The following is a 13,241-nucleotide window of genomic DNA, read 5'->3' on the forward strand; positions in this document are numbered from 1 at the left end:
CCTTAACTCGTCGAGTTTGTGTTGTTTGTAACGTTATTTATGCGTAACAGCCCGGACGATACGATCGCCAGAGAATTGAATTAAGTAAACCAGCACAACCAGCAATACCAGAACGGTATTCATTACGGTAGCGTTATAGCCAATATAGCCGTACTGATATCCAATCTGGCCTAAACCGCCAGCACCTACGGCGCCGCCCATTGCGGAATAACCGACCAGGGTGATAAGCGTGATGGTTGCTGCGTTCACCAGCCCAGGCAGCGCCTCTGGCAGCAGAACTTTGCGAACGATCTGCATTGGCGTCGCACCCATAGCGCGGGAAGCTTCGATCAGGCCGGTTGGGATTTCCAGCAGGGCGTTTTCCACCATACGGGCGATAAACGGTGCCGCGCCTACGGTCAGCGGGACAATAGCTGCCTGCAAACCAATCGACGTCCCGACGATCACGCGCGTAAACGGAATCATCCACACCAGCAGAATAATGAACGGAATAGACCGGAAAATGTTCACCAGCGCAGAGAGCGTGCGGTACAGCTTCGCGTTTTCAATAATTTGACCCGGGCGCGTAACGTACAGCAGCACGCCGACCGGCAGCCCAATCACAAAACCAAAGAAGCCCGATACGAAGGTCATTGCCAGCGTTTCCCAAACGCCGCGAACCAGTAGCCACATCATCGGCTCAGACATAACCCAGTACCTCTACTTTTACGTGATGTTCTTGCAGCCAGGCAATTGCCGCCTGGGTTTCTTCCTGTGTGCCGTGCATTTCCGTCAGCATAATGCCGAACTTCACGCCACCGGCGTAGTCCATCTGCGCGCTAATAATGTTGTTATTCACGTTAAAGCGACGCGCGGTTTCGGACAGCAGCGGTGCGTCAACGGACTGGCCCGTGAACTCCATGCGCAGCATCGGGACGCTGTCAGGTGTTGCGTCTGTTTTTAAACGTTCCAGGTAATCTTCCGGAATATCCAGATGCAGTGTGGACTGAATGAACTGCTGAGCCAGCGGCGTTTTCGGGTGCGAGAAGACTTCACTCACCGTGTCCTGCTCAATCAGCTCACCGTTGCTGATGACCGCCACGCAGTCGCAGATGCGTTTCACTACATCCATTTCATGCGTAATAAGGAGGATAGTCAGGCCCAGACGACGGTTAATGTCTTTTAACAGTTCCAGAATAGAGCGCGTGGTAGCTGGATCTAATGCGCTGGTGGCTTCATCGCACAGCAGCACTTTTGGGTTGCTTGCCAGCGCGCGAGCGATTGCTACACGCTGTTTTTGCCCGCCGGACAGATTTGCCGGGTAGCTATCATGCTTGTCGCCCAGACCAACAAGGTCGAGCAGTTCGGTGACGCGACGCGTAACTTCTTCTTTCGGCGTGTTATCCAGCTCAAGCGGCAGGGCAACGTTGCCGAACACGGTGCGGGATGCCAGCAGGTTAAAGTGCTGGAAAATCATGCCAATCTGGCGACGCGCTTTGGTGAGTTCTTTTTCTGAGAGAGCGGTAAGCTCCTGGCCGCCAACTTCTACGCAGCCCTGGGTTGGGCGCTCAAGCAGGTTAACACAACGGATCAGCGTACTTTTACCCGCACCCGATGCGCCAATGACGCCATAAATCTGACCAGCAGGCACATGCAGGCTGACGTTGTTCAGCGCCTGAATGGTTCGGTTCCCCTGCTGGAACACTTTGGTGATATTGGAAAGTTTAATCATTAGATTATTTTTATCGTAAGTAAGTTAGCCGTGGCATTTTCTTCTGCCAGATACGGGGAATGACCGTAAACAAAATGGATGTTAAGGCATCCAGACGTCTAAATCAATCCACCTCTGTGCGATGAGCACTTTATTGCGCTGCGATTCATGAGATACTAGCTGAACAAGACTTTTTCAGGAGCAAACCGGTGGCAAAATCTGTACCCGCAATTTTTCTCGATCGTGACGGCACTATTAATGTGGATCACGGTTACGTCCATGAGATTGATGAGTTCGAATTTATCGAGGGCGTAATAGATGCCATGCGCCAGTTGAAAGAGATGGGCTATGCGCTGGTGGTGGTAACTAACCAGTCCGGTATCGCCCGGGGTAAATTCACCGAAGCGCAATTCGAGACGCTGACGGAATGGATGGACTGGTCTCTGGCCGATCGTGGCGTCGATCTTGATGGCATCTATTATTGTCCGCATCACCCGCAGGGAAGTGTAGAGGCGTATCGTCAGACCTGTGATTGCCGTAAGCCACACCCGGGCATGTTTATCTCTGCACAGGAATTCCTGCACATTGATATGGCCGCATCTTATATGGTGGGCGATAAACTGGAAGATATGCAGGCAGCAGCGGCGGCAGGTGTAGGTACCAAGGTATTAGTGCGTACCGGTAAACCGGTCACCCCAGAAGCAGAAAATGCAGCCGACTGGGTGATAACGAGTCTGGCAGAACTGCCAAAAGAGATTAAAAAGCACCAAAAATAGGCGTTTTGGCGAAAAGGTGAGCGGTTGAAATAAAAATGCATTTTTCCGCTTGTCATTCCTCGGCGGCTCCCTATAATGCGCCTCCATCGACACGGCGGATGTGAATCACTTCACAGACAACCCGGTCGGTTGAAGAGAAAAAATCCTGAAATAACGGGTTGACTCTGAAAGAGGAAAGCGTAATATACGCCACCTCGCGACAGAGCGCTGAAGCGCGTCGCAACTGCTCTTTAACAATTTATCAGACAATCTGTGTGGGCACTCAAAGTGACATGGATTCTTAATGTCTTCGGACACTAAATGAATACCAAGTCTCAACGAGTGAACACGTAATTCATTACGAAGTTTAATTCATTGAGCATCAAACTTTTAAATTGAAGAGTTTGATCATGGCTCAGATTGAACGCTGGCGGCAGGCCTAACACATGCAAGTCGAACGGTAACAGGAAGCAGCTTGCTGCTTTGCTGACGAGTGGCGGACGGGTGAGTAATGTCTGGGAAACTGCCTGATGGAGGGGGATAACTACTGGAAACGGTAGCTAATACCGCATAACGTCGCAAGACCAAAGAGGGGGACCTTCGGGCCTCTTGCCATCGGATGTGCCCAGATGGGATTAGCTAGTAGGTGGGGTAACGGCTCACCTAGGCGACGATCCCTAGCTGGTCTGAGAGGATGACCAGCCACACTGGAACTGAGACACGGTCCAGACTCCTACGGGAGGCAGCAGTGGGGAATATTGCACAATGGGCGCAAGCCTGATGCAGCCATGCCGCGTGTATGAAGAAGGCCTTCGGGTTGTAAAGTACTTTCAGCGGGGAGGAAGGCGATAAGGTTAATAACCTTGTCGATTGACGTTACCCGCAGAAGAAGCACCGGCTAACTCCGTGCCAGCAGCCGCGGTAATACGGAGGGTGCAAGCGTTAATCGGAATTACTGGGCGTAAAGCGCACGCAGGCGGTCTGTCAAGTCGGATGTGAAATCCCCGGGCTCAACCTGGGAACTGCATTCGAAACTGGCAGGCTAGAGTCTTGTAGAGGGGGGTAGAATTCCAGGTGTAGCGGTGAAATGCGTAGAGATCTGGAGGAATACCGGTGGCGAAGGCGGCCCCCTGGACAAAGACTGACGCTCAGGTGCGAAAGCGTGGGGAGCAAACAGGATTAGATACCCTGGTAGTCCACGCCGTAAACGATGTCGACTTGGAGGTTGTGCCCTTGAGGCGTGGCTTCCGGAGCTAACGCGTTAAGTCGACCGCCTGGGGAGTACGGCCGCAAGGTTAAAACTCAAATGAATTGACGGGGGCCCGCACAAGCGGTGGAGCATGTGGTTTAATTCGATGCAACGCGAAGAACCTTACCTACTCTTGACATCCAGAGAACTTTCCAGAGATGGATTGGTGCCTTCGGGAACTCTGAGACAGGTGCTGCATGGCTGTCGTCAGCTCGTGTTGTGAAATGTTGGGTTAAGTCCCGCAACGAGCGCAACCCTTATCCTTTGTTGCCAGCGGTTAGGCCGGGAACTCAAAGGAGACTGCCAGTGATAAACTGGAGGAAGGTGGGGATGACGTCAAGTCATCATGGCCCTTACGAGTAGGGCTACACACGTGCTACAATGGCGCATACAAAGAGAAGCGACCTCGCGAGAGCAAGCGGACCTCATAAAGTGCGTCGTAGTCCGGATTGGAGTCTGCAACTCGACTCCATGAAGTCGGAATCGCTAGTAATCGTGGATCAGAATGCCACGGTGAATACGTTCCCGGGCCTTGTACACACCGCCCGTCACACCATGGGAGTGGGTTGCAAAAGAAGTAGGTAGCTTAACCTTCGGGAGGGCGCTTACCACTTTGTGATTCATGACTGGGGTGAAGTCGTAACAAGGTAACCGTAGGGGAACCTGCGGTTGGATCACCTCCTTACCTTAAAGAACCTGCCTTTGTAGTGTCCACACAGATTGTCTGATGAAAAACAGCAGTAAAAAACCTCTACAGGCTTGTAGCTCAGGTGGTTAGAGCGCACCCCTGATAAGGGTGAGGTCGGTGGTTCAAGTCCACTCAGGCCTACCAAATTTTTGCTGATGCTGCGTTGCGGCGACACTCACATACATAAGTATGCTTCGTGTCACCACGCCTTGCCTCAACAAAAATTACCGGTACAGAGGTGACTACGATGGGGCTATAGCTCAGCTGGGAGAGCGCCTGCCTTGCACGCAGGAGGTCTGCGGTTCGATCCCGCATAGCTCCACCATCTTTTACTGCGAACACAAGAAAACTTCAGAGTGAACCTGAAAAGGTGCACTGCGAAGTTTTGCTCTTTAAAAATCTGGATCAAGCTGAAAATTGAAACGACACACAGCTCATGTGTGTTCGAGTCTCTCAAATTTTCGCAATCAGAAGATGAAACATCTTCGGGTTGTGAGGTTAAGCGACTAAGCGTACACGGTGGATGCCCTGGCAGTCAGAGGCGATGAAGGACGTGCTAATCTGCGAAAAGCGCCGGCGAGGTGATATGAACCCTTGACCCGGCGATGTCCGAATGGGGAAACCCAGTGCAATCCGTTGCACTATCGTTAACTGAATACATAGGTTAACGAGGCGAACCGGGGGAACTGAAACATCTAAGTACCCCGAGGAAAAGAAATCAACCGAGATTCCCCCAGTAGCGGCGAGCGAACGGGGAGCAGCCCGGAGTCTGAATCAGCTTGTGTGTTAGTGGAACGGTCTGGAAAGTCCGACGGTACAGGGTGATAGTCCCGTACACGAAAGCACACATGCTGTGAACTCGAAGAGTAGGGCGGGACACGTGGTATCCTGTCTGAATATGGGGGGACCATCCTCCAAGGCTAAATACTCCTGACTGACCGATAGTGAACCAGTACCGTGAGGGAAAGGCGAAAAGAACCCCGGCGAGGGGAGTGAAAAAGAACCTGAAACCGTGTACGTACAAGCAGTGGGAGCCTCTTTATGGGGTGACTGCGTACCTTTTGTATAATGGGTCAGCGACTTATATTCTGTAGCAAGGTTAACCGTATAGGGGAGCCGAAGGGAAACCGAGTCTTAACTGGGCGTTAAGTTGCAGGGTATAGACCCGAAACCCGGTGATCTAGCCATGGGCAGGTTGAAGGTTGGGTAACACTAACTGGAGGACCGAACCGACTAATGTTGAAAAATTAGCGGATGACCTGTGGCTGGGGGTGAAAGGCCAATCAAACCGGGAGATAGCTGGTTCTCCCCGAAAGCTATTTAGGTAGCGCCTCGTGAACTCATCTTCGGGGGTAGAGCACTGTTTCGGCTAGGGGGCCATCCCGGCTTACCAACCCGATGCAAACTACGAATACCGAAGAATGTTATCACGGGAGACACACGGCGGGTGCTAACGTCCGTCGTGAAGAGGGAAACAACCCAGACCGCCAGCTAAGGTCCCAAAGTCATGGTTAAGTGGGAAACGATGTGGGAAGGCACAGACAGCCAGGATGTTGGCTTAGAAGCAGCCATCATTTAAAGAAAGCGTAATAGCTCACTGGTCGAGTCGGCCTGCGCGGAAGATGTAACGGGGCTAAACCATGCACCGAAGCTGCGGCAGCGACGCTTATGCGTTGTTGGGTAGGGGAGCGTTCTGTAAGCCGTTGAAGGTGTGCTGTGAGGCATGCTGGAGGTATCAGAAGTGCGAATGCTGACATAAGTAACGATAAAGCGGGTGAAAAGCCCGCTCGCCGGAAGACCAAGGGTTCCTGTCCAACGTTAATCGGGGCAGGGTGAGTCGACCCCTAAGGCGAGGCCGAAAGGCGTAGTCGATGGGAAACAGGTTAATATTCCTGTACTTGGTGTTACTGCGAAGGGGGGACGGAGAAGGCTATGTCAGCCGGGCGACGGTTGTCCCGGTTTAAGCATGTAGGCGGAGGTTCCAGGTAAATCCGGTACCTTATTAACGCTGAGGTGTGATGACGAGGCACTACGGTGCTGAAGTGATAAATGCCCTGCTTCCAGGAAAAGCCTCTAAGCATCAGGTAACACGAAATCGTACCCCAAACCGACACAGGTGGTCAGGTAGAGAATACCAAGGCGCTTGAGAGAACTCGGGTGAAGGAACTAGGCAAAATGGTGCCGTAACTTCGGGAGAAGGCACGCTGATGTGTAGGTGAAGTCCCTGCGGACGGAGCTGAAATCAGTCGAAGATACCAGCTGGCTGCAACTGTTTATTAAAAACACAGCACTGTGCAAACACGAAAGTGGACGTATACGGTGTGACGCCTGCCCGGTGCCGGAAGGTTAATTGATGGGGTTAGCGGCAACGCGAAGCTCTTGATCGAAGCCCCGGTAAACGGCGGCCGTAACTATAACGGTCCTAAGGTAGCGAAATTCCTTGTCGGGTAAGTTCCGACCTGCACGAATGGCGTAATGATGGCCAGGCTGTCTCCACCCGAGACTCAGTGAAATTGAACTCGCTGTGAAGATGCAGTGTACCCGCGGCAAGACGGAAAGACCCCGTGAACCTTTACTATAGCTTGACACTGAACACTGGTCCTTGATGTGTAGGATAGGTGGGAGGCTTTGAAGCGTGGACGCCAGTCTGCGTGGAGCCAACCTTGAAATACCACCCTTTAATGGCTGGTGTTCTAACGTGGACCCGTAATCCGGGTTGCGGACAGTGTCTGGTGGGTAGTTTGACTGGGGCGGTCTCCTCCCAAAGAGTAACGGAGGAGCACGAAGGTTGGCTAATCCTGGTCGGACATCAGGAGGTTAGTGCAATGGCATAAGCCAGCTTGACTGCGAGCGTGACGGCGCGAGCAGGTGCGAAAGCAGGTCATAGTGATCCGGTGGTTCTGAATGGAAGGGCCATCGCTCAACGGATAAAAGGTACTCCGGGGATAACAGGCTGATACCGCCCAAGAGTTCATATCGACGGCGGTGTTTGGCACCTCGATGTCGGCTCATCACATCCTGGGGCTGAAGTAGGTCCCAAGGGTATGGCTGTTCGCCATTTAAAGTGGTACGCGAGCTGGGTTTAGAACGTCGTGAGACAGTTCGGTCCCTATCTGCCGTGGGCGCTGGAGAATTGAGGGGGGCTGCTCCTAGTACGAGAGGACCGGAGTGGACGCATCACTGGTGTTCGGGTTGTCATGCCAATGGCACTGCCCGGTAGCTAAATGCGGAAGAGATAAGTGCTGAAAGCATCTAAGCACGAAACTTGCCCCGAGATGAGTTCTCCCTGAGACTTTAAGTCTCCTGAAGGAACGTTGAAGACGACGACGTTGATAGGTCGGGTGTGTAAGCGCAGCGATGCGTTGAGCTAACCGATACTAATGAACCGTGAGGCTTAACCTTACAACGCCGAAGCTGTTTTGGCGAAGAGACAGACACGATTTTCAGCTTAGATTCAGAGTCCGAAGGATTTTGCGCTGAGACAAGGCGGCAAACGAAGGAAAGGAAGGAGCATACTGAGGTATGTGACTGACTTTACGAGAGCAGCCAACGCAGTATCAGTGCGAAAGACACAGGACAGAGCACAAGAATTTGCCTGGCGGCTGTAGCGCGGTGGTCCCACCTGACCCCATGCCGAACTCAGAAGTGAAACGCCGTAGCGCCGATGGTAGTGTGGGGTCTCCCCATGTGAGAGTAGGGAACTGCCAGGCATCAAATTAAGTAGTAAGCCGGTGCATTAATCCGGTGGTTACAGAAGTATTCGGTGGAGCGGTAGTTCAGTCGGTTAGAATACCTGCCTGTCACGCAGGGGGTCGCGGGTTCGAGTCCCGTCCGTTCCGCCACTTATTAAAAGCCCTGAGCTAACGCTCAGGGCTTTTTTCTTATCTGTCGTTTGATTGTTGCGAAATTAGCAAAAATCCTCTGCGGTTCACGATCTTTTTCGGCATAACAACTACAGCGATAATTCTCCTCAGTTTATGAACATAACGATTGAGGAATCATATGACTATCCCTGCACTGGGTCTGGGTACTTTCCGCCTGAAAGACGACGTTGTTATCGCATCTGTTAAATCCGCACTTGAGTTGGGCTATCGTGCTATTGATACGGCGCAGATTTATGATAACGAAGCTGCCGTAGGCCAGGCTATCGAAGAGAGTGGCGTACCGCGCGACGAACTTTTCATCACCACTAAAATCTGGATTGAGAATCTCAGCCAAGACAAGCTGATCCCAAGCCTGAAGGAAAGTCTGAAAAAGCTGCGTACTGACTATGTTGATCTGACGCTGATCCACTGGCCATCACCTGACGATGCCGTCTCTGTGGAGGAGTTCATGCAGGCGCTGCTGGAAGCGAAAGAGCAGGGCTTAACGCGTAAAATTGGCATCTCTAACTTCACCATCCCGTTGATGGAAAGGGCCATTGCCGCAGTGGGTAAAGAAAATATTGCCACCAACCAGATTGAACTCTCTCCTTACCTGCAAAACCACAAAGTCGTGGACTGGGCGAAACAGCATGGTATTCACATCACCTCGTACATGACGCTGGCATATGGTAAGGCGCTGAAAGATGAAGTGATTGCACGCATCGCTGAAAAACACAATGCGACAGCCGCACAGGTGATCCTGGCATGGGCGATGGGTGAGGGCTATGCCGTGATCCCGTCTTCAACCAAACGTGAAAACCTGGCAAGTAACCTGTTAGCGCGGGATCTTCAGCTTGATGATGAAGATAAAAACGCGATCGCTGCACTGGAATGTAACGATCGTCTGGTCAGCCCGGAAGGGTTAGCACCAGACTGGGATTAATAAAAGCCCTTCCTCTGTACCCTTAAACCCTCACACAGCTCCTCCGGGAGCTGTTTTTATATGTTCGCTAAGGAAGTCGATAAAAGCGCGTATGCGCGTACTTACCGCTCTGTCACTGTAATACACTGCGCTAAAAGGCATCTCTACAGGTAAGCGTTTGTCAGCCATCAGTTCTACAAGCTGACCCGCAGCTATTTCCTTATCAATCATATAGTCTGATAAACAGGCGATCCCATTTCCTTCAAGACAAAGCTGTTTCAGCGTTTCTCCGCTATTAGACGAAAGTCCGCAAGTGATCTCATGAAGTTGTCCGTCATGACAGGCCACGGGCCAGGTGTTCAGCGAGACAGGTTCCGTAAAGCCCAGGCACAGGTGCTGCTTCAGCTCCTCAACGGTCTCCGGTTTGCCATGCTCTGCAATATATTGCGGTGACGCGATAATTTTGCGGTAGCTGGTGAACAGAGGGCGAGCGCGTAAACTTGAATCCGTCAGGGTTCCCGCGCGGATCGCCACATCAACTTTACGCTCAATCAGGTTAATAAACGTCTCTGAAGAGACCAGGGACAGAGTCATCTCCGGATAACGTTCCCGGAATGGCTTGATTAACGGCATCAGAAAATGAAGCACGACCGGCGTCGCCGCATCAATGCGTAGCAATCCACGCGGAGTGCTACGCGACTCCATTATTTCCGTCTCAGCTGCCGCCATCTCCTGCAAAACGGATTGCACGCGGCGAAAATAACGTTCACCTTCTTCCGTCAGGCTGAGCTGCCGCGTTGTTCTGTTGAGCAGACTTACCCCGAGCTTCATCTCCAGCTTTTTCACCGAGCGGCTGATGGCGGAGTTCGCCTGCCCGAGCTGTTCGGCCGCACGGCTGAAGCTGCCGCTTTCAACAACGGCAACAAAGATAGTCAGTTCTTCCGATGTGGCTTTCATTATTGCATCATCCGCAAAATTCTATTGAGATTCTAACCATTTTTGTTATTTAAACACTGGCGCATACTGCCTGTCATCTTAATCCTGAAGAGACGGAGTATTTATGCCACTGGCGCTTCTTGCCCTGACGATCAGTGCCTTCGCAATTGGCACGACCGAATTTGTTATTGTAGGACTTGTTCCCACTATTGCTGAACAACTCGCCATTTCGCTGCCTTCTGCCGGGCTGCTGGTATCTATTTACGCGTTAGGCGTCGCTGTTGGGGCGCCTGTGCTGACCGCACTGACTGGACGCTTTCCACGTAAACAACTGTTAGTTGCCCTGATGGTGCTCTTCACCGCCGGCAATATTCTGGCGTGGCAGGCTCCGGACTACACTACCCTGGTCATTGCCCGTTTGCTGACTGGCCTCGCGCACGGTGTCTTCTTCTCCATCGGTTCCACGATTGCAACCAGCCTGGTGCCAAAAGAGAAAGCGGCGTCAGCCATTGCGATTATGTTTGGCGGCTTAACCGTCGCGCTGGTCACCGGCGTGCCGTTAGGAACGTTTATTGGGCAACATTTTGGCTGGCGAGAAACCTTCCTCGCGGTATCGCTGTTGGGCGTGATTGCTCTGGTAGCCAGCCTGCTACTGGTGCCCTCCAGTATTCCGGGGCGCGCGAGCGCCAGCCTGAGCGATCAGGTTAAGGTTCTGACACACCCGCGCCTGCTGCTGATCTATGCCGTTACGGCTCTGGGTTATGGAGGTGTGTTCACTGCGTTCACTTTCCTTGCACCGATGATGCAGGAACTGGCTGGTTTTTCTCCGGGCGCAGTGAGCTGGATTTTACTGGGCTACGGTATCTCCGTCGCAATCGGCAATATCTGGGGCGGCAAGCTTGCAGATAAGCATGGTGCGGTACCGGCGCTAAAATTTATCTTCGCCGCGCTGGTTGTCCTGCTGATGATTTTCCAGTTCACCGCGTCGATACAATACGCAGCGCTGGTAACTGTGTTGGTTATGGGAATATTCGCGTTTGGTAACGTACCGGGATTGCAGGTCTATGTTGTACAGAAAGCCGAACGCTATACGCCCAATGCGGTGGATGTCGCATCCGGCCTGAATATCGCCGCATTCAATATCGGTATCGCACTCGGATCGGTTATCGGCGGGCAGACGGTTGAACACGTTGGATTAACCCAAACGCCATGGATTGGTGCGGTAATTGTGCTTGTCGCTTTCCTGCTTATTGGTCTGAGTGGACGGCTTGATAAACCCGCTCGTATCGCGCTTGGATAAGTATCAGTAAGTGCTTGCTTACAAAACTGGAAAGCGGTTTCTCAGTAATTGCGTTGAAAGTGTGACCTAAAATCCCTATAACATTAGAACCAGTCCGTTTTCCGGGCTGGTTCATGTTACAGAGGTCGTTTCCAAAAGTGCGAAAAAATACCTATGCCATGCGTTATGTTGCCGGAATGCCCGCGGAGAGGATCTTGCCTCCGGGGTCGTTTGCGAGCCTGGGTCAGGCATTACCAGCGGGCACGCCATTAAGCAGTGACGAAAAAATTCGCGTACTGGTGTGGAACATCTTTAAACAACAGCGTGCGGAGTGGTTATCCGTACTTAAAAATTTTGGTAAAGATGCGCATCTGGTTCTGTTACAGGAGGCGCAAACCACTCCTGAGCTGGTCAGGTTTGCAACGACAAACTATCTTGCAGCCGATCAGGTGCCTGCCTTTGTTCTGCCACAGCATCCTTCTGGGGTGATGACCCTTTCAGCCGCACATCCGGTCTATTGCTGCCCGCTGCGTGAACGTGAGCCAATCCTGCGTCTGGCAAAATCGGCGCTGGTCACGGTCTATCCGTTGCCCGACACCCGCCTGCTGATGGTGGTAAACATTCATGCGGTGAACTTCAGCCTGGGTGTTGATGTGTACAGTAAGCAGTTACTACCCATTGGCGATCAGATTGCTCATCACAGTGGGCCGATCATTATGGCCGGGGACTTCAATGCCTGGAGCCGTCCGCGTATGAACGCGTTGTACCGCTTCGCGCGTGAAATGTCGCTGCGTGAAGTTCGTTTTAACGATGACCAGCGCAAGAAAGCGTTTGGTCGTCCTCTCGATTTTGTATTCTATCGGGGTTTAAGCGTGCACGACGCCTCCGTTCTGGTGACGCGCGCCTCCGATCATAATCCTCTACTAGTTGAATTCAGTCCCGGCAAACCTGATAAATAATGGTGCGTCAGGTCTGCCGTGGGGCAGGCCTGTGCGGGTGCTGCCCTTTATTTTTTAACCCATAAAAGGACAGCAACATGACAACAACACACTCCCATCATGACAACGTCGAAAAACAGTTTGGTTCTCAGGCAAGTGCCTACCTGAGCAGCGCCGTGCACGCCTCTGGCCGCGATCTGGTACGTCTCGGCGAACGGCTCGCCGCGTTTCCTGACGCGCACGTGCTGGACTTAGGCTGCGGGGCGGGGCACGCCAGTTTTACCGCCGCACAGCAGGTTGCTCAGGTGATGGCATATGACTTATCGAGCCAGATGCTGGATGTGGTTGCTGAAGCGGCGAAAGCGAAAGGGCTGAATAACGTCACGACGCGCCAGGGCTACGCTGAATCTTTACCCTTTGAGGATGCGTCGTTTGAGGTTGTGATTAGCCGTTACTCTGCACACCACTGGCATGATGTGGGGCAGGCATTACGGGAAGTGAAACGCGTGCTCAAACCGGGCGGAATCTTCATCATCATGGACGTGATGTCTCCCGGACATCCGGTACGAAATATCTGGCTCCAGACGGTTGAAGCGCTGCGTGATACCTCGCACGTGCAAAACTACTCCAGTGGAGAGTGGCTTACGTTTATCACCGAAGCCGGCTTGATTTCACGCTCATTGATAACCGACCGTTTGCCGCTGGAGTTCACATCATGGATTGCACGGATGCGCACACCCGAGGCATTGACTCAGGCGATCCGATTGTATCAGGAGAGCGCCTCTGCTGACGTGAAGGCGTACTTTGAACTGCATGATGATGGTTCGTTTACCAGCGACACCATTATGGCTGAAGCGCAAAAAGCGGGATAAATAAAAAAGGCACCGAGGGGAATCGGTGCCTTTTTAACAAGCGATCGTA

Annotated in this window: 8 protein-coding genes, 3 tRNA genes and 3 rRNA genes; 11 read left to right on the plus strand and 3 right to left on the minus strand. The window is 52.4% G+C overall.

The window, feature by feature from the left end; translation table 11 throughout:
• Nucleotides 1-33: 33 nt before the first annotated feature.
• Together O1721_RS08010 and metN are read right to left on the minus strand one after the other, a co-directional pair.
• Entirely contained in the window at nucleotides 34-687 is a 654-nt protein-coding gene (locus O1721_RS08010; protein WP_003856130.1) for a methionine ABC transporter permease MetI, read from the minus strand.
• Nucleotides 680-1,711 (minus strand): methionine ABC transporter ATP-binding protein MetN, encoded by a 1,032-nt coding sequence (gene metN / locus O1721_RS08015; protein ID WP_032647320.1) that lies wholly within the window; start codon nucleotides 1,709-1,711, stop codon nucleotides 680-682. Before metN ends, O1721_RS08010 begins: the two co-directional genes overlap by 8 nt.
• Before the next feature lie 188 nt (nucleotides 1,712-1,899).
• Between metN and gmhB the strand changes: the two genes are divergently transcribed.
• The 8 genes from gmhB (at nucleotide 1,900) to dkgB (ending at nucleotide 9,188) form a co-directional block, all read left to right on the plus strand.
• Nucleotides 1,900-2,466 carry a D-glycero-beta-D-manno-heptose 1,7-bisphosphate 7-phosphatase gene (gmhB, locus tag O1721_RS08020; RefSeq protein WP_017383733.1) on the plus strand — a complete coding sequence of 189 codons (567 nt, stop codon included), beginning with the start codon at nucleotides 1,900-1,902 and terminating at the stop codon, nucleotides 2,464-2,466.
• 371 nt (nucleotides 2,467-2,837) lie between these two features.
• Nucleotides 2,838-4,379, plus strand: a 16S ribosomal RNA gene (locus tag O1721_RS08025).
• 70 nt (nucleotides 4,380-4,449) lie between these two features.
• A tRNA-Ile gene (locus tag O1721_RS08030) sits at nucleotides 4,450-4,526 on the plus strand.
• A gap of 105 nt (nucleotides 4,527-4,631) precedes the next feature.
• A tRNA-Ala gene (locus O1721_RS08035) sits at nucleotides 4,632-4,707 on the plus strand.
• A gap of 171 nt (nucleotides 4,708-4,878) precedes the next feature.
• Nucleotides 4,879-7,784 (plus strand): 23S ribosomal RNA (locus O1721_RS08040).
• A gap of 192 nt (nucleotides 7,785-7,976) precedes the next feature.
• A 5S ribosomal RNA gene (gene rrf, locus O1721_RS08045) occupies nucleotides 7,977-8,092 on the plus strand.
• The 16S, 23S and 5S rRNA genes sit together here with 3 tRNA genes alongside, the layout of an rRNA operon.
• A gap of 55 nt (nucleotides 8,093-8,147) precedes the next feature.
• A tRNA-Asp gene (locus O1721_RS08050) sits at nucleotides 8,148-8,224 on the plus strand.
• Between the two features lie 160 nt (nucleotides 8,225-8,384).
• Entirely contained in the window at nucleotides 8,385-9,188 is an 804-nt protein-coding gene (gene dkgB / locus O1721_RS08055) for a 2,5-didehydrogluconate reductase DkgB (RefSeq protein ID WP_032647322.1), read from the plus strand.
• A gap of 30 nt (nucleotides 9,189-9,218) precedes the next feature.
• Here the strand turns inward: dkgB and yafC are convergent, their stop codons facing one another.
• Nucleotides 9,219-10,124: a DNA-binding transcriptional regulator YafC gene (gene yafC, locus O1721_RS08060; protein ID WP_015571393.1), complete on the minus strand. Its 906-nt coding sequence runs from the start codon at nucleotides 10,122-10,124 to the stop codon at nucleotides 9,219-9,221.
• A 103-nt stretch (nucleotides 10,125-10,227) separates the two neighbouring features.
• Here yafC and O1721_RS08065 point away from each other — a divergent pair, with 103 nt between their 5' ends.
• The 3 genes from O1721_RS08065 to O1721_RS08075 all read left to right on the plus strand — a co-directional run bounded on the left by O1721_RS08065 (nucleotide 10,228) and on the right by O1721_RS08075 (nucleotide 13,192).
• The gene (locus O1721_RS08065) at nucleotides 10,228-11,403 is read left to right on the plus strand and encodes an MFS transporter (protein WP_017383719.1); all 1,176 of its coding nucleotides are present in this window, start codon (nucleotides 10,228-10,230) and stop codon (nucleotides 11,401-11,403) included.
• A gap of 137 nt (nucleotides 11,404-11,540) precedes the next feature.
• The gene (locus O1721_RS08070) at nucleotides 11,541-12,341 is read left to right on the plus strand and encodes an endonuclease/exonuclease/phosphatase family protein (RefSeq protein WP_026080641.1); all 801 of its coding nucleotides are present in this window, start codon (nucleotides 11,541-11,543) and stop codon (nucleotides 12,339-12,341) included.
• A 77-nt stretch (nucleotides 12,342-12,418) separates the two neighbouring features.
• Complete coding sequence (locus tag O1721_RS08075; RefSeq protein ID WP_017383717.1) at nucleotides 12,419-13,192, plus strand: class I SAM-dependent methyltransferase; 774 nt, start codon at nucleotides 12,419-12,421, stop codon at nucleotides 13,190-13,192.
• Nucleotides 13,193-13,241: the final 49 nt, after the last annotated feature.

Source organism: Enterobacter cloacae complex sp. HYC033_NIDB (assembly GCF_056673335.1).

Excerpts from the sequence above, each read along its gene's own strand:
- metN (WP_032647320.1), bottom strand. The coding sequence starts at position 1,711 with ATGATTAAACTTTCCAATATCACCAAAGTGTTCCAGCAGGGGAACCGA.
- dkgB (WP_032647322.1), top strand. The coding sequence starts at position 8,385 with ATGACTATCCCTGCACTGGGTCTGGGTACTTTCCGCCTGAAAGACGAC.
- O1721_RS08075 (WP_017383717.1), top strand. The coding sequence starts at position 12,419 with ATGACAACAACACACTCCCATCATGACAACGTCGAAAAACAGTTTGGT.
- O1721_RS08010 (WP_003856130.1), bottom strand. The coding sequence starts at position 687 with ATGTCTGAGCCGATGATGTGGCTACTGGTTCGCGGCGTTTGGGAAACG.
- O1721_RS08065 (WP_017383719.1), top strand. The coding sequence starts at position 10,228 with ATGCCACTGGCGCTTCTTGCCCTGACGATCAGTGCCTTCGCAATTGGC.
- yafC (WP_015571393.1), bottom strand. The coding sequence starts at position 10,124 with ATGAAAGCCACATCGGAAGAACTGACTATCTTTGTTGCCGTTGTTGAA.